Here is a 22187-nt window from a genome sequence, read left to right as displayed (position 1 = left end):
GTCGCCCAAGACGATGCGCCCAAATAGAAATCGGCGCGCCATGAAGGCGCGCCGATTTTTTTATCCACGCATCGGGCCAACGGTCGTTACGACAGGGCCCGCGCCGCGGCATCCATCAGCCGAAGCGGCCCGTGATGTAGTCCTCGGTTTCCTTGCGTGAGGGCTTCACGAAGATCTGGTCGGTCTGACCGAATTCCATGAGTTCGCCCAGGTACATGTAGGCGGTGTAGTCCGAGCAGCGCGCCGCCTGCTGCATGTTGTGCGTCACGATCACGACCGTGTAGTCGTTCTTCAGTTCGGCGATCAGCTCTTCGATCTTGGCGGTGGAAATCGGGTCCAGCGCCGAGCAGGGCTCGTCCAGCAGCAGCACTTCGGGCTTGATCGCCACGCCGCGCGCGATGCACAGGCGTTGTTGCTGGCCGCCCGACAGGCTGTTGCCGCTTTGATGCAGCTTGTCCTTCACTTCGTTCCACAGCGCGGCCTTGCTCAAGGCCCATTCCACGCGCTCGTCCATTTCGCCCTTGGACAGGCGCTCGAACAGGCGCACGCCGAACGCGATGTTGTCGTAGATGCTCATGGGAAACGGCGTGGGCTTCTGGAACACCATGCCGACCTTGGCGCGGATCAGCGAGATATCCGTCTTGGCCGTCAGCAGGTTCTCGCCGTCCAGGATGATTTCGCCTTCGGCGCGCTGGCCCGGGTACAGCTCGAACATGCGGTTGAACGTGCGCAACAGCGTGGACTTGCCGCAGCCCGACGGGCCGATGAAGGCGGTGACCTTCTTCTCCTGGATCGACATGTTCACATTGCGGATCGCATGGAACTTACCGTAGTAGAAGTTCAGGTTCTTGACCTCGATCTTGTTCTTGACGGCGGTAGCGGTGTTTTCCATTTCTTTTCCCTTGGCTCCGGCGCGCCACGCGCGCCGGCAAAGCGATCTTTACTTGCGGAACATGTTGCGGGCAATGATGTTGATGCCCAGCACCAGTAGCGTAATCAGCGTGGCGCCGGCCCAGGCCAGGTCGTTCCAGTCCTTGAAGGGGCTGGCGGCGTATTGGTAGATGACGACGGGCAGGTTGGCCATCGGCGCGTTCATGTTGAACGACATGAACTGGTTGGACAGCGCCGTGAACAGCAGCGGCGCTGTCTCACCGGAAATCCGGGCAATGGCCAGCAGCACGCCGGTGATGATGCCGGTCTTGGCGGCGCGATAGCACACCAGCGTGATCATGCGCCACTTGGGGCAGCCCAGCGCCGCCGCGGCTTCGCGCAGGCTGTTGGGCACCAGCAGCAGCATGTTGTCGGTGGTGCGCACCACCACCGGAATCACCAGGATGGACAAGGCCAGCGCGCCGGCCCAACCCGAGTAATGGCCCACCTGCGCCACGTACACGGCGTAGATGAACAAGCCGATGATGATGGACGGCGCCGACAGCAGCACGTCGTTCAAAAACCGCGTGGCAGGCGCCAGCCAGCCGCGCTGGCCGTATTCCGCCAGGTAGGTGCCGGCCAGGATGCCAACCGGCGTGCCGATCAGCGTGCCTACGCCCGCCATCACCACGCTGCCGAAGATGGCGTTGATCAGGCCACCGGTTTGCCCGGGCGGCGGCGTGATTTCGGTGAACAGCGTGTACGACAGCGCGGGCGCGCCCTTGGTCAGCAGCGTTAGGATGATCCAGAACAGCCAGAACAAGCCGAACACCAGCGTGCCCAGCGACACCGTCAGCATGATGCGGTTGAGGATGCGGCGGCGCCGGTAGACGCCATTCTGCATATTGAGTACGGAGACAGCCATGATCTTTTCCTTGTGCTCGCGGCGCGTCAGGTCTTACGGCCTTCGCCGGCGGAAAGGCGTACCAGCAGCACCTTGGCCAGGGCCAGCACGATGGTCGTGATCAGGAACAGGATCAAGCCCAGTTCCAGCAACGCCGACTTCTGAATGCCGCCTGCTTCGTTGAATTCATTGGCCAGCGCGGAAGCAATCGAGTTGCCCGGCGAGAACAGCGAGCCCGACCATTTGAACGCGTTGCCGATCACGAACGTCACGGCCATCGTCTCGCCCAGGGCGCGGCCCAGGCCCAGCATGATGCCGCCGATGACGCCCGACTTGGTGAAGGGCAGCACCACGCGCCACATCACTTCCCAGGTCGTGCTGCCCAGCCCGTAGGCGGATTCCTTCAGCATCGCCGGCACCAGCTCGAACACGTCGCGCATCACGGCGGCGATGAACGGGATGATCATGATCGACAGGATCAGACCGGCGGTGAAGATGCCGATGCCGAAAGGCGGCCCGGCAAACAGCCCGCCGATGACGGGCACGTTGCCCAGCGTGGCGATCAGGAACGGCTGCACGTACTGCTGGAATACCGGCACGAAGACAAACAGTCCCCACATGCCGTAGATGATGGACGGAATGGCAGCCAACATTTCGACGGCGGTGCCCAGCGGGCGACGCAGCCACGTCGGCGACAGTTCGGTCAGGAAGATGGCGATGCCGAACGAAACCGGCACGGCGATGATCAGGGCGATGGCCGACGTCAGCAAGGTGCCGATGATGGGCACCACGGCGCCGTAGTTCTGGTTGACCGGGTCCCAATCGTTAAGCCACAGGAACGACAGGCCGTATTTGGCCAGCGATTCGCGGCTGCCGTAGATCAGGGATACCAGAATCGCCGCCAGCAGGATGAACACCAGGAAGGCGAACAGGCGGGTCAGATTCTTGAACAGCGCATCCATCAGCGCGTTTTTATTTTGCTTCATAGGCGAAGGCGTGCCGGTAGTCACGGAGTCCGCCACGCTGGGCGAAAGCGGCACACTATTATCCATTACCGCGCTCATGGATGGACTTTCCTTAGATGACCTGGGTGGAAACGGGAACTGCTGGGGCGAGCCGCCCCGGGTCTCTTGGTGGCCAAGATTTCCGGGGCGGTCGCCATCGGGTCAAGCGCGTGGCAGGCAAGCGTCAGGCCGTGCCCGAGGCAGGTCAGACGCCAATCTTGCGCGCTGTCCCCGGTTTACTTCCAGACGGGGGTGCCGTCGGCGGACTTGACTTCGCCCCAGGCGGCGCGGATTTCCTTGGTCACGGCTTCCGGCAGCGGCACGTAGTCCATGGCTTCGGCCGACTTGGCGCCGTTCTTGAACGCCCAGTCAAAGAATTCCAGCACGGCCTTGCCTTGCGCCGGCTTGGCTTGCGACTTGTGCACCAGGATGAACGTGGCGGCGGTAACGGGCCACGAATCGGCGCCCGGCTCGTCGGTCAGGACCACGCCCATGCCCGGCGCGCCCTTCCAGTCGGCGTTGGCGGCCGCGGCAGCGAACGCCTTTTGCTCGGGCTGGACGAACTTGCCGGCCTTGTTCTGCAGTTGCGTCCAGGCCAGCTTGTTTTGCTTGGCGTAGGCGTATTCCACATAGCCGATCGAGTTCTTCAGCTGGCCGACGTAGGCGGCGACGCCTTCGTTGCCCTTGCCACCCTGGCCGGTGGGCCACTTGACGGCCTTGCCTTCACCAACTTGCGACTTCCAGTCAGCCGACACCTTGGACAGGTAGTTGGTCCAGCCGAAGGTGGTGCCCGAGCCGTCCGAACGGTGCACGACGATGATGTCGGCCGACGGCAGCTTGACGTCCGGGTTCAGCGCCTTGATGGCGTTGTCGTCCCACTTCTTGATCTTGCCCAGGAAGATGTCGGCCAGCACGGCGCCCGACAGCTTCAGCTTGCCCGGTTCCACGCCGTCGATGTTCACGACGGCCACGGTGCCGCCGATCACGGCCGGGAATTGCAGCAGGCCGTTCTTTTCCAGGTCAGCCGCCTTCATGGGATCGTCCGAGGCGCCGAAATCGACGGTCTTGGCGATGATCTGCTGTTGGCCGCCGCCCGAACCGATCGACTGGTAGTTGATCGCGTTGTTGGTGGCTGCCTTGTAGTCCGACGCCCACTTGGCGTAGATCGGGTACGGGAACGATGCGCCCGCGCCGGTCACATCGGCGGCCTGGACGGCGAAAACGGCGGCGCTCAGCGCAACGCCCACGGAAACTTGTTTGAAGACACGTTTGAACATCAGGGTTCCTTCTGTGCTCGTTAAAGGAGTCTAGTCAGGCTTTTTCTAGTGCCTGTCTTTCAGCGACCCTCGCATCTTAGGGGCCCAACGTGACAAGATAGTGACAGTCACATACGCTTCATCAAGCGCTTTGCACCCCGCTAAAAACGTCGCGGCCGCCCCGGAAATACCGGGGCGGCCGCGTTCGCTCACGCAAAGGCCCTGTGGTCGGAACGGACGCTACACGCCCAGCTTTTCAATCAGGTATTGATGCAGATTGAAGGGCTCGCGCCGGCTTTTTACCCGGGTGTAATCACCATCGGGCCGCTGCTGCCATGCCAATTGGTTATCGCGCAGCGCATAGGTGAACGCCTCGTCGATGACGCGTTTCTTCAACGCCTTGTCGTAGACCGGGAACGCGATTTCAACCCGGCGGAAGAAATTGCGGTCCATCCAGTCGGCCGACGACAGATACACCGTTTCCTCGCCATCGGCGTAGAAATAGAAGACGCGGGAATGCTCCAGGAAGCGTCCCACAATGGACCGCACGCGGATATTCTCGGACAGTTCCGGCACGCCGGCCCGCAGCGCGCACACGCCCCGCACGATCAGGTCAATCTTCACGCCCGCCTGGCTGGCCTTGTAAAGCTCTTCGATGATCTGCTCTTCCAGCAGCGAATTCATCTTGGCCATGATGCGGGCGCGCTTGCCCGCCTTGGCCGCGCGGGCCTCGGCGCGTATCAGCGCCACCATCCCGTCGTGCATGGTGAAGGGCGATTGCATCAGCGCCTTCAGCGACCGGCGCGCGCCCAGGCCCGTCAGCTGCGCGAAGACCTTGTCCATGTCCTCGCACAATTTCGGGTCGGCCGTCAGCAGGCCAAAGTCCGTGTACAGACGCGCGGTGCGCGGGTGGTAGTTGCCGGTGCCCAGGTGCGCATATCGGCGCAGGCGGCCTTTTTCGCGGCGCAGCACCACGGCCATCTTCGCGTGCGTTTTGTGGGCCACGACGCCATAGACCACATGCGCCCCCACCTCTTCCAGCTTGGACGCCCAGTTGATGTTGGTCTGCTCGTCAAAGCGCGCCATCAATTCCACCACCACCGTCACTTCCTTGCCGGCGCGCGCCGCCGCCAGCAGGATCTTCATCAGCTCGGAGTCTTCACCGGTGCGGTAGATGGTCTGCTTGATGGCCATGACGTCGGGGTCCAGCGCCGCCGCCGTCAGGAAATCAATGACCGGCTGAAACGACTGGTACGGGTGGTGCAGCAGGCGGTCCTGCTGGGCCACTGCGTCGAACAGGTCTTGTGGTTTGTCGCCCACCTTGTCAAAAGGCGCAGGCACGGGCGCGCGGTATTCCGGGAACAGCAGGTCGGGCCGCAGATCGGAATTGCACAGCTGCATCAGACGCGACAGGTTCACCGGCCCGGGCACGCGGTACGTGTCTTCGGCCTTGAGCGAGAATTCGCGCTGAAGAAAGGTCTCCAGTTCCACCGGCGTCAGTTTGTCGATTTCCAGGCGCACGGCGGCGCCGAAATTGCGTTGCGACAACTCGCCTTGCAGGGCGTGGCGCAGGTTGGTGACTTCTTCCTCGTCCACGAACAGGTCGCTGTTGCGGGTCACGCGCCATTGGTAGCAGCCCAGCATTTCCAGGCCGGGAAACAGTTCGCCCACGAAGGCGCGCAGCAGCGACGTCAGCAAGATGAAGCCTTCCGGATGGCCGGAGAGTTCGGGCGGCATCTTGATCAGGCGCGGCAGCGCGCGCGGCGCCTGCACCACGGCAATCGACGCCTGACGCCCGAAGGCGTCGGCGCCGGCCAGCGACACAATGAAATTCAGGCTCTTGTTGTAGACACGAGGAAACGGATGCGCCGGGTCCAGCCCGATGGGGGTCAGCAGCGGCATCACATCGCGGTTGAACACGTCGCGCGCCCATTGCTGCTGCTCGGCATTCCATTCGGACGCGTGATGCAGGGTGATGCCCTCGGACTGCATGGCGGGCAGGATGGCGTCGTTAAGCAGGTTGTATTGCCGCGCCACCAGCTCGTGCACGGCCTGCTGGACGTTTTCAAACGCCTGATCGGGCGTCATGCCATCAGGGCCGACCAGGTTCGGCGACTGGCGCTGCTGCTCTTTCAAGCTGGAAATCCGGATTTCAAAGAACTCGTCCAAGTTCGAGCTGACGATACACACGTACCGCAGGCGCTCCAGCAGCGGCGTTTTCGGATCTTCCGCCATCGCAAGCACGCGTTCGTTGAATTTGAGCAGCGACAACTCACGATTCATGAGCAAGGGCTCGCCGGGCGGGCGTGTGGGCATACCGGATTCCATACGTTGGGAACAGAGCGTGGAGTTTTACTGCAAAAGAGTGACGGTTCTATGACACAAGTGCAAAACCGTAGCGTACGTCAAAATCGGGACATATAGCGCAACCGGATTATTCGGCCAAGCCCATGATCCATAAGCGAAAACCCGAATCTCAAGGCACTGTCACATGGGGTCTCTATAATCAGGCCACCTCAAAGCCTATATTACGAGCCGCATGGATCAACTTCTGGCCGCGGTGGACCTCGGGTCCAACAGCTTTCGCCTCTCCATCGGACGCATCGTTCAACAGGACGGTACGCCCCAGATTTACCAGATCGATCGTCTCAAGGAAACCGTCCGGCTTGCCGCCGGCCTGGATGCCGAGAAACGCTTGGGCGACGACGCCATCGAGCGCGCCATCGCCGTCCTGGAGCGTTTTGGCGACCGCCTGCGCAGCTTCCACCCCAACCGGGTGCGCGCGGTTGCCACCAATACGTTTCGCGTCGCGCGCAACACGCGGGATTTCCTGCCGCGCGCGGAAGCCGCGCTTGGCTTTCCCATTGAAGTCATCGCCGGCCGTGAAGAAGCGCGCCTGATCTTCTCGGGCGTGGTCCACACCCTGCCCCCATCGCCCAACAAGCGCCTGGTCATCGACATTGGCGGCGGGTCCACCGAGGTCATCATCGGCAAGGGCCACGAGCCTGCCCTGATGTCCTCGTTGTACATGGGCTGCGTCAGCTACAGCCGCCAGTTTTTCTCGGATGGCGTGGTCGATGCGCACCAGATGAAGCAGGCCGAGCTGGCAGCGCGACGCGAAATCGAAGTCATCGCCAAGCAGTACCGCAAGATGGGCTGGAAAGAGGCCTATGGCTCGTCCGGCACCGCCAAGGCCCTGTTCGCCATCCTGACCGAAAGCCGCTTTTCCGATCGCGGCATCACGCGCGCCGGGCTGGCCAAGCTGAAAGACCGCATCGTGCGTTCGGGCCGCGTCATCCCGTCAGAGCTGCCGGGCATCAAGATCGAGCGTTCCGATGTGCTGCCCGGCGGGCTGGCCATCATGACCGCGCTGTTCGATGAGCTTGGCATCGACGTCATGCACACGGGTGACGGCGCGTTGCGCCTGGGCGTGCTGTACGACCTGCTGGGCCGCGACGACGAGCACGACAAGCGCGACGAATCGGTACGCCAGTTCATGAAGCGCTATCACGTCGACGTCAACCAGGCGCGGCGCGTGCGCCACGCGGCGCTGACGCTGTTCGACGCCATGTTCCCCGAAGGCCCGGAACGCGCCGAACTTCGGCCGGCGTTGGGCTGGGCGGCGGACTTGCACGAAGTGGGCCTGTCGATCGCGCACAACGCGTATCACAAGCACACGGCGTACGTGCTTGAAAACGCCGACATGCCGGGCTTCTCGCGCGCCGACCAGCAGTTGCTGGCGCTACTGGCGCTGGGCCATCAGGGCAAGTTGACCAAGCTGGAACCGCTGATCCGCACGCGGCCGCAATGGAAAGCCATCCTGAGCCTGCGCCTGGCGGTATTGCTGTTCCGCCGCCGTGGCGAAATCGAACCGCTGCCGCTGACCGCGTCGGTGCGCGAAAACTCCATCGTGGTCCGGGTCAACCGGGAATGGCTGGCGCAACACCCCTTAAGCGACTTCACGCTGCGTGCGGAAGAAGCCGAATGGAACAAGGTGGGCTTTTCGTTCGAAGTGCTGGAATTCTGACAGCGCAATTCCGGCGCGTTGGCAACAAAAAGGGCAATGGCGCTGGCGCCATTGCCCTTTTTTAAAACAAAGACAGATCCGTCTGACGGCGCAGCTGCTTGAGTTCAAGCCGCAAAGGCCGCGTGGCCCGCCGTATCAATCTGATTTTCATTCGGCGGAACAGGCGGCGCATGATGATCAGCGCTGGCCGTTCAGGGCCGCGGGCTGGTCCAGCCCGAAGTGGCGGCGATAGCGCTCGTCCATGCGCTCCATTTTCAGCAGCACCGGGAAGTCGGCGGCGTTGAAGTCCGGGTCCCAGGCGGGTTCGCCACAGACCTTGGCGCCCAGCTTCAGATACCCCTTGATCAGTGGCGGCACGCGGGCCGGCAGCGTGCTGTTCAGCTTCTCAACCGGGTAACGGTGCAGCGGGGTCACGTGGGGATCACCGCTTTGGGGCAGCTGCGGCATGATCGTGCGCCACACTTCCGCGGCGGTCACGCCGTCATCGCGCAGGCTGACGCTGGCGCAGCCCAGCACGTATTCGTAGCCGCCGCGTCGCAGGTATTCCGTCAGGCCGGACCACAGCAACATGATCACCGCGCCGTTGCGGTAGTCGGAATGGGTGCACGAGCGGCCGACTTCAACCAGCTGGTCGCGAATCGGGCCCAGCCCGGAAAGATCGAACTCCGACTGCGCGTAGTAGCCGCCGGCTTCCCGCGCTTTTTCCGGCGTCAGGATGCGATATGTGCCGACGACGCGGCCCGTATCCATTTCGCGCACCATCAGATGTTCGCAATAGGGGTCGAAGCGGTCATGCTCGATACCGTCATGCGCGTCGGGAAACACCGCGCCCATGTCCTCGGTGAAGACGTCGTAGCGCAGACGTTGGATCTGCTCGATTTCTTCAGCCGTGCGCGCCAGGCCTACCGCCAACACTTTCGGGGAGTTGCCCATCCAGGGTTCGGCGGGTTTACGGCTTGGGGTGGTGCGTGCTAATTCCAGCATTGCGCGTAGCTCCTAGAGAGTCCGGTCAGTTTGGACGCCCTGTATGTCAAAGACTTGACCAATATGTTACGTGACTATGAAGTTTAGTTCGGGGGAGATGGGTCTACTTTAGGCGAATCTCGACAAAACTTTACAATTCAATACCAAGCCCGAATGCAGAAAAGCCACCCACCGAGACTCGGTGGATGGCTTTTTCTAAAGCGGCTGGGCCGGGCTCAGGCCAGGCTGGCGGCGAGCTTCTCTGCGGAGGAAACGGCAAGGGATTCATCTTCAGCTTCGACCATCAGGCGAAGCTTCGGTTCAGTGCCCGATGCGCGGATCAGGATCCGGCCACGGCCGTTCAGTTCGGCCTCGACGGCGGCACGGGCGGCGGTCAGGCCGGGGTGGGTTTTCCAGTCCTGGCCCGGGGTCAACGGCACGTTGATCATCTTCTGCGGGTACATGCGCAGGTCGCGCACCCACTCGGCCATCGTCGTATTGCCGCGACGCAAGGCAGTCAGCACCTGCAGGGCGGCGATGATGCCGTCGCCCGTGGAGTGGCAATCCAGGCACAGCAGGTGGCCCGAGCTTTCGCCGCCGTACTGCCAGCCGCGCGCCTGCATCTGTTCCAGCACGTAGCGGTCGCCCACGTTGGCGCGCTCGAAACCAACGCCCAGGCGCTGCATTTCGCGCTCGAAACCGAAGTTGGTCATCAGCGTGCCCACCACGCCGTCGACCTTGCCGCGCTGCATGCGCTCGCGGACGATGGCGTAAAGCAATTCGTCGCCGTTGTAGATGCGGCCTTCGCCATCAACCACTTGCAGACGGTCGGCGTCGCCGTCCAGGGCAACGCCCAGATGCGCGCCACGCGCCTGCACTTCCTTGGCCAGGGACTCGGGGTGCAGCGCGCCCACGCCCTTGTTGATGTTGAAGCCGTCCGGATGCACGCCGATGGCATGCACTTCGGCGCCCAGTTCGCGGAACACATGGGGGGCGATGTTGTAGGCGGCGCCATGGGCGGCGTCTACCACGATCTTCATCCCGTTCAAGTCCAGGTCGTTGGGGAAGGTGCTCTTGCAGAATTCAATGTAGCGGCCCTGCGAGTCCGACATGCGGCGGGCGCGGCCCAGGCCTTCAGAGCTGACGCAACCCAGCGGCTCGTCCAGCGCGGCCTCGATGGCGGCTTCGATTTCGTCCGGCAGCTTCATGCCCTGCGCAGAGAAAAATTTGATGCCGTTGTCCTGGTACGGATTGTGGGAAGCACTGATCACGATGCCGGCCACCAGGCGCAGCGCGCGGGTCAGGTACGCAACGGCCGGCGTCGGGATCGGGCCGGCCAGCAGCACGTCGATGCCCGCAGCCGACAAACCGGCTTCCAGCGCGGATTCCAGCATGTAGCCGGAAATGCGCGTGTCCTTGCCGATGACCACTTGCGGGCGGCTGCCGCCGCGTCCGGCGTGCTCGCGCGCCAGCACACGGCCGGCCGCATAACCCAGGCGCAGGGCGAACTCGGCATTGATGACCGGGCCGCCTACTTCACCGCGCACCCCATCGGTGCCGAAATACTTGCGTTGACTCATGAACTGATTGCTCCTTGTTCGGCCGCATGCCATACCTTAAGGGCATCAACGGTGGCGGCAACATCGTGCACACGCACGATGGAGGCGCCCCGCGACACGCAGGCAAGCGCTGCGGCGATGCTGCCGGGCAGCCGGTCGCCGACCGGTCGGCCCGTGGCCTGCCCGATCATGTTTTTACGCGACAGGCCGATCAGCAATGGATAGCCACCACTGCGCAAGCTGGACAGCCGACGCAGCAACTGGAAATTCTGGTCTGCCGTCTTGCCGAAGCCGAAACCCGGGTCCAGCACGATACGGCGGGGGTCAACCCAGGCGGCACGCAGCTTCTGCGCGCGCGAACCTAGGAAAAGTCCGATTTCACCGATCAGGTCGGTGTATTCGGGGGGCGCGGCCTGCATGGTGCGAGGCTCGCCCTTCATGTGCATCACGCACAGCCCGCAGCGCGATTGCGCTACCGCCTCGATGGCGCCGGGCTGTCTGAAGCCATAGATGTCGTTGATCATGTCGGCCCCCGCATCGAGCGTGGCGCGCATGACTTCGGGCTTGAAGGTGTCGATGGACAGCGGCACGCCGCAATCTCGCAGGGCCTCGATCACGGGCAACAGCCTATCAAGCTCGTCCGTGATGGACACCGGGTCGGCGCCCGGCCGCGTCGATTCGCCGCCCAGGTCAAGGATCTGGGCGCCTTCTTCGATCAGTTGGCGCGCGTGCGCCACCGCGGAATCCGTATCGTCGTGCTGGCCGCCGTCGGAAAACGAGTCCGGCGTGACATTGACGATACCCATGACAAGCGGGCGCTCGAGATCAAACTCGAAGCGCCCGCAAAGGAAGTTATTTGCCATGACTCAGGACAAAAAACCTCAGACTGCTGCAGCCGTGCTGCCGCCAGCCGCCAGCCCGGTGCTGGGCGGCGTGTCCGTCGAATCCGACGGACCTTGCGGCGTTTTCGGGGGACGCGGAGGACGGCCCTCGATGATGTCGTTGATCTGGTCGGCGTCGATGGTTTCCCATTCGAGCAGCGCGGCCGTCATGACTTCGACCTTGTCGCGATTGTCTTCCAGGATCTTGCGCGCAACTTGGTATTGCTCGTCGATGATGCGGCGGATCTCGGTGTCCACCTTCTGCATGGTGGCTTCGGACATGTGCGTCGTCTTGGTGACGCTGCGGCCCAGGAACACTTCGCCTTCGTTCTCGGCATAGACCATCGGGCCCAGCTCGTCCGTCATGCCGTAGCGGGTGACGATGTCGCGGGCGATGGCGGTGGCGCGTTCGAAGTCGTTCGAGGCCCCCGTCGTCATCTGGTCCATGAACAGTTCTTCGGCGATACGGCCACCGAACAGCACGGCGATGGTGGACAGCAAGCGGCCCTTGTCCATGCTGTAGCGGTCGGTTTCCGGCAACTGCATCGTCACGCCCAGCGCACGGCCGCGCGGAATGATGGTGACCTTGTGGACCGGGTCAGTCTTGGGCAGCAGGCGGGCAACGATCGCGTGGCCGGACTCGTGGTACGCGGTGTTCTTGCGTTCCTCTTCGGGCATGACGATCGAGCGGCGCTCGGCGCCCATGATGATCTTGTCCTTGGCCTTTTCGAAGTCGGACATATCCACCGTGCGGCCATTGCGGCGGGCGGCGAACAGCGCGGCTTCGTTGACCAGGTTGGCCAGGTCGGCGCCCGAGAAACCGGGGCAGCCGCGCGCCAGGATGGTCGGGTCGACGTTAGGCGACAGCGGAACCTTGCGCATATGGACTTTCAGGATCTGCTCGCGGCCACGGATATCGGGCAGCGGCACCACGACTTGACGGTCGAAACGGCCCGGACGCAGCAGCGCCGGATCAAGCACGTCGGGACGGTTGGTTGCGGCGATCACGATGACCCCCTGGCCGGATTCAAAGCCGTCCATTTCAACCAGCATCTGGTTCAGCGTTTGTTCGCGTTCGTCGTTGCCACCACCCAGGCCGGCGCCGCGCTGACGGCCCACTGCATCGATTTCGTCGATGAAGATGATGCAAGGCGCGTGCTTCTTGGCGTTTTCGAACATGTCGCGGACACGGGCCGCGCCCACGCCGACGAACATTTCAACGAAGTCCGAACCCGAGATGCTAAAGAACGGTACCTTGGCTTCGCCGGCGATGGCCTTGGCCAGCAGCGTCTTGCCGGTACCCGGCGAGCCCACCATCAGCACGCCACGGGGAATGCGGCCGCCCAGCTTTTGGAACTTGCTGGGGTCGCGCAGGAAGTCGACCAGTTCCTGGACGTCTTCTTTGGCTTCATCGCAGCCGGCAACGTCGGCAAAGGTGATTTGATTGGTGTTTTCGTCGAGCATGCGAGCGCGCGATTTGCCGAAGCTGAAGGCTCCGCCCTTACCGCCGCCCTGCATCTGTCGCATGAAGAAAACCCATACGCCGATCAACAGCAGCATGGGGAACCACGACACGAAGATGCTCATCAGGAGCGATTGCTCTTCACGCGGCTTGCCAGAGACCTGGACACCGTACTTCAGCAGATCGGAGACCATCCAGAGGTCGCCGGGCGAAGTCAGCGTATAGGCGCGGCCCGCGTCCGGGGTGACGTACAGCACGTCGCCCTGAACGTCGACCTTGCGGATACGTCCCGCCTTGGCGTCGTCCATGAACTGCGTGTAGGTCACGCCGTCCTGGGTCTGAGCGCGTCCGTCGAACTGTTTGAAGACGGTGAACAGCACCAGGGCTATCACCATCCAGACAGCGACTTTCGAAAATGAATTATTCAAGGTCGATCTCCTGCTTTCGATTCCGACCGGCAACCGCGCACCCGCATATGGCACAGTCACAAGTATGTCAATAGCCCATTCTACCCTGTTGGACCCGATTGCGTCCTGGGATCCCTGGGGTCCGTGTAGTTACGTCTGATTTGTCGTTATGGTGGTCGTTGTCTCGGCAAGCAGGTAAGTTCTTTGGGGTTCCAAGGCAGCATGCCCAGGCCCGGGTTACTTCAGATCGCGGGCAACCAGAAAGGTTTCCGAGGATTTATCCCGAGACGCCTTTGGTTTGCGCTCGACTACACGCTTGAAGTGCTGCTTGAAGGACTGCACGATCTGCGAAAAGCCGCTGCCGTGGAAGGCCTTGACGATCAGCGCCCCATTGGGCTTGAGATGAGCGCGGGAAAACTCCATCGCCAGCTCGCACACATGCTGAATGCGCGCGGAGTCGGCACTACCCACGCCTGACAAGTTGGGGGCCATATCCGAGATTACAAGGTCTACGGCGCGAGATCCGACCATGTCTTCCAATTGTTTCAGAACGTCATCGTCGCGGAAGTCGCCCTGGATGAATTCCACCCCGGCCACCGGCTCCATGGGAAGCAGATCCAGCGCAATAATACGTCCGTCCACGACGCCGCCCGGCCCGGCCAGGCGCTCGCGCGCCACTTGGGACCAGCTGCCCGGAGCCGAGCCCAGGTCAATGACCAGGTCGCCCCGGCGCATCAGCTTTTCAGTGTCCAGGATCTCGATCAGCTTGAAGGCGGCACGGGCGCGATAGCCCTTCTGTTGCGCCAGCTTCACATAGGGATCGTTGATGTGCTGGTGAATCCAGTCTTTAGAGAATTTATTCTTGGCCATTACCGTACAATTCCACGCATGCCTATATTAGAACTTACCTCTCGTGAGCGCAGCGACCTTCGCTCCGCCGCTCACCCTCTGCGCCCCGTCGTCCTGATTGGCGACAATGGCCTGACCGAAGCCGTGCTCAAGGAAATCGACCTGGCACTGGCTTCTCATGGCCTCATCAAGGTACGCGCCGGCGGCGATGACCGCGAGGCCCGCGAGACCATGTTGTCGACGATCTGCGACACGCTGTCTTGCGCCCCGGTGCACCACCTGGGCAAGACCCTGATTCTGTTCCGCCCCCTGGCCGGCAACGTCAAGCCCGCCGCGCTGGCTGCTATGGAGCCCGTGGCTCCTGCCAAGCGCCGCGCTTCCGAACCCTACACGCCGAAGAAGCTGGCCGCCGAAGGCAAGAGCCTGGCCAAGCGTCCGCGCCGTAGCGAGTCCGAAGAGCCCAAGCCGGCCAAGGCCCGCTTCGTGCCGCAAGACCAGCTGAACAAGAACGGCAAGCCCATGCGCCCCAGCAACAAGCGGGCTACCACCAGCGGCCACGGCATTCCCCGCCGCGCCGGCAGTGCGCTGAGCCTGCGGGCCGGAGCACGCAGCGGCACCAGCCGCAAGACAGCAAAAAGATAAGGCCGGGCACAAAAACGGGCGCTTTACGCGCCCGGTCCACCATAGCGATCCGCGTAGGTACCGCGGGCAGCCAGCCTAACGCAGGCTTCAAGCTATGGCGTTTTGACAGTGTACCGCCAAGGCGATCGCGTTAGATGTAACGCACGCCCAGAACTTCGTATTCGCGAACGCCAGCCGGGGCCTTGACCTCGACCACGTCGCCTTCGCTTTTGCCGATCAGCGCACGCGCCACCGGGCTGGATACGGAAATCAGATTGGCCTTGATGTCGGCCTCGACGTCACCGACGATCTGGTACGTCACGCGGTCACCCGAATCCAGGTCTTCGATATCCACGGTAGCGCCAAACACGGCGCGGCCTTCGGCATCCAGCGAAGTCGGATCGATCAGGTGGGCGTTGGAAAGCGTGCCTTCAAGTTCGGCAATCCGGCCTTCGATAAAGCCTTGGCGCTCGCGAGCAGCGTCATATTCGGCGTTTTCCGACAGATCGCCCTGCGCTCGCGCTTCGGCGATGGCGTTGATAACGGCAGGACGTTCCACGGTTTTCAGCCGCTGGAGCTCTTCTTGCAAGCGCTCGGCCCCGCGCACGGTCAAAGGAATGGCAGACATGTCGTTTCCCAAACAAAAAGTAGAAAAACGCCCCGACGGAGCGTTCTCGGTGAAGGTCGTTACCCTGGCGCGCACCCGCTGTCGGTGCAAGATTTGACACGAAGCTAGCGGCGCGGACGACCAAAACAAAACCCCGGCTCGGGTCGGAACCGGGGCAATCAAAGTCATATTGTGGGCAAACTCCACCGGAATTGCAAGCCACCCCGAAAAACGTGCTTTTACACGCATTTCGGGGCTGTAACCCGCCAAAAACGGCTATTTCGTCAAAAATCCCTCAACGCGGCGCTGGCTGGCTTGAGGATCGCGAAGGGCTGTGGCCAAAAAGATACTATTCAATAGTATTTTGTCATCGAGCCTGGCGCGGCGCCGGCCAGATACCGGCCAGATACCGGCCAGATCACCGACCGGGGCCACGACCCGGCCGCCCCACGCCTAGACCACCGGCCCCGGCTTCCGACGGCGCAGCAGCGCATACAGGATGATGGCGCCGAACGTGGCGGTGCCGATTCCGCCCAGCATGAAGTCACCGATCTTGATGGTGAAGTCGCCCGCGCCCAGCACCAAGGTGACGGCGGCGACGATCAGGTTGCGGTTGTCGCTGAAATCCACCTGGTTGACCACCCAGATCCGCGCGCCCGCAATGGCGATCAGGCCGAACACCACCACCGACATGCCGCCCAACACGGGCCCGGGAATCGTCTGGATCAGCGCGCCGAACTTAGGCGAAAAGCCCAGCACGACGGCGATCAGCGCGGCCACGACGAAGACCAGCGTGGAATAGATGCGGGTAACCGCCATGACCCCGATGTTCTCGGCGTAGGTCGTGACGCCCGTGCCACCCACCGCGCCCGACACCATGGTTGCCACGCCGTCGCCCACGAAGGCGCGGCCCAGATAGCGATCCAGGTCCTGGCCCGTCATCGCGCTGACGGCCTTCACGTGCCCCAGGTTTTCGGCGACCAGGATGATGGCGACCGGCACGATCAGGCCCATGGCTTCGGCCTTGAAGACCGGAGCGGCAAAATGCGGCAAGCCGATCCAGGCTGCGGCGGCCACGCCCGAAAAGTCGATGGGCTTGCCCAGCCCCATGCCGTTGGCCAGCACGGCGTACACCACGCACGCCAGGATCAGCCCGACCAGGATCAACAGGCGCTGGACCATGCCCTTGGTGTAGACGGCGATGCCGCCGACGCAAACAATGGTGACCAGCGCCATGAACGTGTCAAAACCCGACGCGCCCATCGCACCCTTGGCCGCGATGGGCGCCAGATTCAAGCCGATCACCGCAACCACCGCGCCCGTGACGACAGGCGGCATCAAGGCATCGATCCAGTTGGCGCCACTGCCCGAGCGCGCATTGACGATCCACACGATCACCCCGATCAGCGTATACGCCAGGCCACACGCGATGATGGCGCCCAGCGCCACGCCGATGTTGGCGTTGGCGCCACCGCCCGCATAGCCGGTGACCGCGATCACACCGCCGATGAAAGCGAAGCTGGACCCCAGGTAGCTGGGCACCCGGCCGCCGACAAACAGGAAGAAGATCAGCGTGCCGATGCCGGACATCAGGATGGCGACGTTGGGATCAAAGCCCATCAGCAACGGCGCCAGCACCGTCGAGCCGAACATGGCCACGACGTGCTGCGCGCCCATGGCGATGTTCTTGGGCCAGGACAGCCGTTCGTCGGGCGCAATAATGACGCCGGGTTCAGCGTCGTCCGCCAGGCGCCAACGCGGGAAATAGGAATTGGACATGGATATCCCAAATAAGGTGTCGGGGTAAGCGGGCGCCAGTGTAAAGGGGGCCACGAAAAGGCGGCAATGTTTAAGTTGCGCTTGCCCAATGCCGTTCATTAGTTGAACGCCCCGCAATTCCCCCCAAGTACCAGGAGACATCATGGCTATCAATTCCCTCGGCGGCTCATCCCGGATCGGCAGTTTGGCCGAGCTGTGGGTCCAGAAGATTCAAGCCAATAAGGAAGCGAAGGATCCCGCGGGCGGGGAGGCGACCACGGTCACCCCCGACGGCAAGATCCGCGTCAACAACGCTGGGGCGCTGAGCGTTGGGGGCACCAAGGCCTCGGAAGACACCGGTAACGACGACGAATTCACGCGTCAGATCAAAGAGCTGCAAAAGCAGCTCAAGCGCATCATGGATCAGATCGCCAAGGTGCAGGCCAGCGGCATGTCGGACGAGATGAAGGCACAGCAGCTTCAAGCGCTGAACGGCCAGGCCATGCAGATCCAAGGCCAGATCCAGCAGGTGCTGGTCCAGCAGGCCAAGGCGGCCATGGCCAGCGCCGCGGCCGGCGCATCGGGCGCCGGCGTATCCACCACGGCTTGATCGCAGCGCGTCATCAGCGGGGGGCCACCATCACGGCCCCACGCTGATGAGCCGCATCAAAATTTCTGATTGGACGCGTTGCAGACCAGACATTACTGTCTCCAGACAAATTAAAACTACGGAGACAAACCATGTATGCAATGCGCACCGCCCTTGCAGGCGCCCTTGCAGGCGCCCTGCTGGCCGTCTGCTCGGCACCTGCCCTGTCCGGCACCGTCACGGTGATCACGTCGTTCCCGAAGGACCTGACGCAGGCCTACAAGACCGCGTTTGAAAAGGCCAACCCCGGCATTACGCTGGAAATCCTGAACAAGAACACCGTGTCGGGCATTGCCTATGTGCGCGAAACGCCCGCCGGCCAACGCCCCGAAGTGTTCTGGGCCAGCGCGCCCGACGCCTTCGAAGTGCTGGGCCGCGACAAGCTGCTGGCCAAATCGTCCGACGTGGCGAACAAAGACGTGCCGGACAAGGTGGGCAACTATCCCATCAACGATCCGTCGGGCATGTACCTGGGCCAGGCGCTGGCCGGCTACGGCATCGTCTACAACACGCGCTATATCGCGGCGCACAAGATTCCCGCGCCCGTGGAGTGGAAGGATTTGCTGTCGCCCAAGTGGTTTGGCCACGTGGGCATCACGTCGCCGTCGCGCTCGGGCACCATGCATTTGACCGTGGAAACCATCCTGCAAGGCGAAGGCTGGGATGACGGCTGGAACACCTTGCTGCGCATGTCCGGCAACAGCAGCGCGGTGACAGAACGGTCATTCGGCGTGCCCGACGGCGTGAACAACGGCCAGTTCGGCGCCGGCCCGGTCATCGACTTCTTTGGCCTGTCCAGCAAGTATTCGAAGTTCCCCGTGGAATTCGTCTATCCGTCCGAGACCGCGATCGTGCCGGCCAACATCGCCTTGATCGACGGTGCGAAAAATACCGAGGAAGGCAAGAAGTTCATCGCCTTCACGTTAAGCCAGGCCGGCCAGGAGCTGCTGCTGGAACCGAAGATCTCGCGTCTTCCGGTGCTGCCGTATTCCGCGCTTGCCGGCAAGATCCCGCCCGGCTATCCGGACCCCGCGGACATTGCCAAGCGCAGCAAGGTGCAATTTAACGCCGACCTGTCCCAGACGCGCTATTACGTCGTGCAATCGCTGTATGACCAAACCGTCACTTTCCGCTTGAAGGAATTGCAGGCCGCCACCAAGGCGATCTACGACGCCGAGGCCAAGCTGGGCGACAAGGCCAAGTCGGGCAAGGCGGCCGAGCTGCTGGCCCAGGCGCGCAAGCTTGCCTGGGCACCGCTGGTCGATGGCAAGAAGGCCGCCGACCCGGCCTTCCTGGCGATCTTCGCGGGCAATAAGAAAGACGCCGCGGTCAACCAGCAGATCACGCAACTGGAAGGCGAGTGGAACGGCAAGTCCAAGGCCAACTACGAAGAAGCCGTGAAGCTGGCCAAGCAGGCTGCCGCGCTGTAAGCCGCCTCTGGCTGACCGCCCGTGGCTAACCGCCCGTGGCTGACCGCCCGTGGCGAACCGCCCGTGGCGAACCGCCCATAGCGAACCGCCCCGGGCACGCGCCCGGGGCGCAGTCCCCTGGCAACGATTTCGGGAATCTCGATGAATTCTTCGGGCCACTCACGCCTGCCCGCCGGCCCCGTATTGACGGCGCTGCTGGTATTCGGCTTTCTGCTGCTTTTTCTTGTCGTGCCCGTGGGCACGGTCTTCTACAGCGCCTTCGTGAACGCCGACGGCAGTTTCACGATGGGCCACTTCGGCGCCTTCTTCAATCAGCCGCTAATGCAGGAAGCGTTCTTCAACAGCCTGTACGTGGCGGGCTGGTCGGCGCTGCTGGCCTCGCTGATCGCGGTGCCACTGGCGTACTTCACGGTGCGCTTCGATTTTCGCGGTGCGCTGATCATCCAGACGCTGGGCGTGCTGCCGCTGATCATGCCGCCGTTTGTGGGCGCCGTCGCGATGCAGCTGATCTTCGGGCGGTCGGGCAGCGTCAACCTGCTGCTGAACGACTGGTTCGGGTTCACCGTCCCGTTCATGGAAGGCTTGAACGGCGTCATCTTTGTTGAAGCGCTGCACTACTTTCCGTTCATCCTGATGAACCTGGTGGTGGCGTTGCGCAACATCGACGGCGCCATGGAAGAAGCCGCATTCAACCTGGGCTCGCGCGGGTTTCGCCTGTTCCGCCGCGTGATTTTCCCGCTGGCCCTGCCCGGCTACGTGGCCGGCGCGTCGCTGGTGTTCGTCAAGGTGTTCGACGACCTGGGCACCCCGCTGGTGCTGGGCACGACCAACATGCTGGCGCCGCAAGCGTACCTGCGCATTACGCAGGTGGGGCTGGAAGATCCGCTGGGCTATGTGATCAGCGTCATCATGATCGCGTTTTCGATTCTGGCGCTGTGGCTGTCGGCGCGCGTGCTGAAGGGGCGCGATTATTCCACCTTGCAAAAGGGCGGCAACTCCATCCAGAAGCGCAAGCTGGGGCCGATGGAAAGCGTGCTGGCCTATGGGTGGATCATCCTGGTGCTGCTGCTGGTGCTGTCGCCGCACATGGGCGTGCTGCTGCTGTCGCTGGCCAGCGTCTGGAGCTTCGCCCCGCTGCCGGATGGCTACACGCTGGCGCATTACTCGGCGGTGTTCTCGGAATCGCAGGGCATGATCGCCAACACCTTGCTCTATTGCGGTCTGGCGGCCGGGGTGGACGTCATTCTTGGCACCGCCATCGCCTACCTGATGCTGCGCACGCGGTTGCCGGCGCGGCAGTGGCTGGACTTGATGGCGTCGGCCGCGCTGGCGATACCGGGCATCGTGCTGGCAATCGGTTTCCTGCGCACGTTTCGCGGCATCGAGCTGCCGGGTACCGGCACGTTGCTGACCTCGTCGTGGATCATCATCATGATCGCGTATTCAGTCAGGCGCCTGCCCTACGCGCTGCGCTCGTGCGTGGCCTCGTTGCAGCAGATCAACGTGTCGCTGGAGGAAGCCGCGCAATCGCTGGGCGCCACCCGCATGAGCACGATCCGCCGTGTCGTCGTGCCCTTGATGGCGGGCGGCATGCTGGCCGGCTTCGTGACCAGCTTCGTGACGGCGGCGGTGGAATTGTCGGCCACCATCATGCTGGTCACCAAGGACAGCCAGGCGCCCATGAGCTACGGCATCTATCTGTATATGCAAAGCGCGGCGGGCCGGGGGCCCGGCGCCGCGCTGGGCGTGCTGGCGGTGGCCGCGGTGGCCATCGGCACGTATGTATCGCACCTGCTGGTAGAGCGCGCGCAGTCGCGCCAGCGTCCGGCACGCACTGAAGGGGAATCCGCATGAAGAAGGTCAGCGTAGAGTGCCGCAACATCCGCCTGTCCTATGGCAAGACGGAAGTGCTGAAAGACGTAAACATTCACATCGAGCCGGGCGAGTTCTTTGCGCTGCTGGGCCCGTCCGGCTCGGGCAAGTCGACGTTGCTGCGCTTGATCGCGGGCTTCAATCGCCATAGCGCCGGCCAGTTGCTGGTGGACGGCAAGGACATCACCGGCACCCCGCCCTGGAATCGCAACATCGGCATGGTGTTCCAGAACTACGCGTTGTGGCCGCACATGACGGTGTGGGACAACGTGGCCTTCGGGCTGGTCGAACGCAAGTTGCCGCGCGCCGAGATTCGCGCCAAGGTCGAAGCCGCGCTGGAACTGGTGGGCCTGTCGCAGTATGGCAAGCGCCGGCCCAACCAGCTGTCCGGCGGGCAGCAGCAGCGCGTGGCGCTGGCACGCACCATCGTCATTGAACCGCAGGTGCTGCTGCTGGACGAGCCTCTGTCCAATCTGGACAAGAAGCTGCGCGTGCAGATGCGCCAGGACCTGTTGAGCCTGCAACGGCGCCTGGGCATCACCACCATCTTCGTCACGCACGACCAAGAAGAAGCCATGACCACGGCCGACCGCATGGCGGTGCTGGACCACGGCGTGGTGCAGCAGATCGGCGCGCCCAGCACGCTGTTCGACTATCCGACGAACCGCTTCGTGGCCAACTTCGTGGGCACGATGAATGTGCTGGAAGGCGATGTGCGTGAACGCACCAGCGGCAGCGTAGTGCTGGCCGTGCCTGGCGTGGGCGACCTGCACCTGCCTTTGACGGCGGAAGCCCCCGCCGCCAGCCGCCTGGCCGCCAGCTTCCGGCCGCACACCGTACAGATCGAAATGGCGGACGGCCTGGGCGACGCGCGCTATGTGTGGCTGCCCGGCATTGTGGAAAGCAGCGAATTCCTGGGCGAGTTCACGCGCTACCAGGTGCTGATCGGTGAACAACGCCTGACGGCGGATCAGTCGCACCTGGCCGGGCTGTCGCCGTTTCCTATCGGCGCGCCGGTATCCATCGGACTGGAACCCACGCAAGTGCGGCTGTTGGCGGCCTAAACTG

Annotated in this window: 18 protein-coding genes; 6 read left to right on the top strand and 12 right to left on the bottom strand. The window is 63.0% G+C overall.

Annotated features, from left to right (window positions below):
* Positions 1 to 115: 115 nt before the first annotated feature.
* The 5 genes from pstB to ppk1 all read right to left on the bottom strand — a co-directional run bounded on the left by pstB (position 116) and on the right by ppk1 (position 6350).
* Positions 116 to 892, bottom strand: a complete 777-nt coding sequence (gene pstB, locus YH64_RS24450; RefSeq protein WP_006221056.1) for a phosphate ABC transporter ATP-binding protein PstB — start codon at positions 890 to 892, stop codon at positions 116 to 118.
* A gap of 48 nt (positions 893 to 940) precedes the next feature.
* Positions 941 to 1795: a phosphate ABC transporter permease PstA gene (gene pstA, locus YH64_RS24445; protein WP_082134619.1), complete on the bottom strand. Its 855-nt coding sequence runs from the start codon at positions 1793 to 1795 to the stop codon at positions 941 to 943.
* 26 nt (positions 1796 to 1821) lie between these two features.
* Positions 1822 to 2838: a phosphate ABC transporter permease subunit PstC gene (pstC, locus tag YH64_RS24440; RefSeq protein ID WP_046806883.1), complete on the bottom strand. Its 1017-nt coding sequence runs from the start codon at positions 2836 to 2838 to the stop codon at positions 1822 to 1824.
* Between the two features lie 176 nt (positions 2839 to 3014).
* Complete coding sequence (gene pstS / locus YH64_RS24435) at positions 3015 to 4055, bottom strand: phosphate ABC transporter substrate-binding protein PstS (RefSeq protein ID WP_046806884.1); 1041 nt, start codon at positions 4053 to 4055, stop codon at positions 3015 to 3017.
* A gap of 219 nt (positions 4056 to 4274) precedes the next feature.
* On the bottom strand, positions 4275 to 6350 hold the full coding sequence (gene ppk1, locus YH64_RS24430; protein WP_046806885.1) for a polyphosphate kinase 1: 2076 nt from the start codon (positions 6348 to 6350) through the stop codon (positions 4275 to 4277).
* 223 nt (positions 6351 to 6573) lie between these two features.
* On the opposite strand from ppk1, the gene ppx reads away from it, so the two are divergent.
* A complete protein-coding gene (gene ppx / locus YH64_RS24425; protein ID WP_046806886.1) occupies positions 6574 to 8061 on the top strand; it encodes an exopolyphosphatase in 1488 nt (495 codons plus the stop codon).
* A 177-nt stretch (positions 8062 to 8238) separates the two neighbouring features.
* Here ppx and YH64_RS24420 read toward each other — a convergent pair whose 3' ends face one another.
* From YH64_RS24420 to YH64_RS24400, 5 genes are all read right to left on the bottom strand, one after another.
* Positions 8239 to 9045 (bottom strand): GNAT family N-acetyltransferase, encoded by an 807-nt coding sequence (locus YH64_RS24420; RefSeq protein ID WP_046806887.1) that lies wholly within the window; start codon positions 9043 to 9045, stop codon positions 8239 to 8241.
* Positions 9046 to 9260: 215 nt separating this feature from the next.
* Entirely contained in the window at positions 9261 to 10604 is a 1344-nt protein-coding gene (gene glmM, locus YH64_RS24415) for a phosphoglucosamine mutase (RefSeq protein WP_046806888.1), read from the bottom strand.
* On the bottom strand, positions 10601 to 11446 hold the full coding sequence (gene folP, locus YH64_RS24410) for a dihydropteroate synthase (RefSeq protein WP_046806889.1): 846 nt from the start codon (positions 11444 to 11446) through the stop codon (positions 10601 to 10603). The genes glmM and folP overlap by 4 nt, the downstream gene beginning before the upstream one ends.
* Positions 11447 to 11464: 18 nt before the next feature.
* Positions 11465 to 13354: an ATP-dependent zinc metalloprotease FtsH gene (ftsH, locus tag YH64_RS24405; RefSeq protein WP_046806890.1), complete on the bottom strand. Its 1890-nt coding sequence runs from the start codon at positions 13352 to 13354 to the stop codon at positions 11465 to 11467.
* Positions 13355 to 13570: 216 nt separating this feature from the next.
* Positions 13571 to 14203, bottom strand: coding sequence for an RlmE family RNA methyltransferase (locus tag YH64_RS24400; protein ID WP_046806891.1), 633 nt, complete (start codon positions 14201 to 14203; stop codon positions 13571 to 13573).
* A gap of 18 nt (positions 14204 to 14221) precedes the next feature.
* Between YH64_RS24400 and YH64_RS24395 the strand changes: the two genes are divergently transcribed.
* Complete coding sequence (locus YH64_RS24395; RefSeq protein WP_046806892.1) at positions 14222 to 14824, top strand: YhbY family RNA-binding protein; 603 nt, start codon at positions 14222 to 14224, stop codon at positions 14822 to 14824.
* A gap of 130 nt (positions 14825 to 14954) precedes the next feature.
* Here the strand turns inward: YH64_RS24395 and greA are convergent, their stop codons facing one another.
* Both greA and YH64_RS24385 read right to left on the bottom strand, forming a co-directional pair.
* Positions 14955 to 15431: a transcription elongation factor GreA gene (greA, locus tag YH64_RS24390; protein WP_006221068.1), complete on the bottom strand. Its 477-nt coding sequence runs from the start codon at positions 15429 to 15431 to the stop codon at positions 14955 to 14957.
* Between the two features lie 432 nt (positions 15432 to 15863).
* Entirely contained in the window at positions 15864 to 17189 is a 1326-nt protein-coding gene (locus tag YH64_RS24385; RefSeq protein ID WP_046806893.1) for a solute carrier family 23 protein, read from the bottom strand.
* 142 nt (positions 17190 to 17331) lie between these two features.
* Between YH64_RS24385 and YH64_RS24380 the strand changes: the two genes are divergently transcribed.
* The 4 genes from YH64_RS24380 to YH64_RS24365 all read left to right on the top strand — a co-directional run bounded on the left by YH64_RS24380 (position 17332) and on the right by YH64_RS24365 (position 22183).
* The gene (locus YH64_RS24380; RefSeq protein ID WP_046806894.1) at positions 17332 to 17778 is read left to right on the top strand and encodes a FlxA-like family protein; all 447 of its coding nucleotides are present in this window, start codon (positions 17332 to 17334) and stop codon (positions 17776 to 17778) included.
* A gap of 131 nt (positions 17779 to 17909) precedes the next feature.
* On the top strand, positions 17910 to 19247 hold the full coding sequence (locus YH64_RS24375; RefSeq protein ID WP_046806895.1) for an extracellular solute-binding protein: 1338 nt from the start codon (positions 17910 to 17912) through the stop codon (positions 19245 to 19247).
* 141 nt (positions 19248 to 19388) lie between these two features.
* Entirely contained in the window at positions 19389 to 21101 is a 1713-nt protein-coding gene (locus YH64_RS24370; protein WP_046806896.1) for an iron ABC transporter permease, read from the top strand.
* Positions 21098 to 22183, top strand: a complete 1086-nt coding sequence (locus tag YH64_RS24365) for an ABC transporter ATP-binding protein (protein ID WP_143215517.1) — start codon at positions 21098 to 21100, stop codon at positions 22181 to 22183. Before YH64_RS24370 ends, YH64_RS24365 begins: the two co-directional genes overlap by 4 nt.
* Positions 22184 to 22187: the final 4 nt, after the last annotated feature.

This window comes from Achromobacter sp. LC458, from assembly GCF_001005835.2.
GTDB classification, from domain to species: Bacteria; Pseudomonadota; Gammaproteobacteria; order Burkholderiales; family Burkholderiaceae_B; genus Achromobacter; species Achromobacter spanius_B.
The sequence above is the reverse complement of the archived record's forward strand: the minus strand, read 5'-3'. Positions and strand labels throughout refer to the sequence as shown.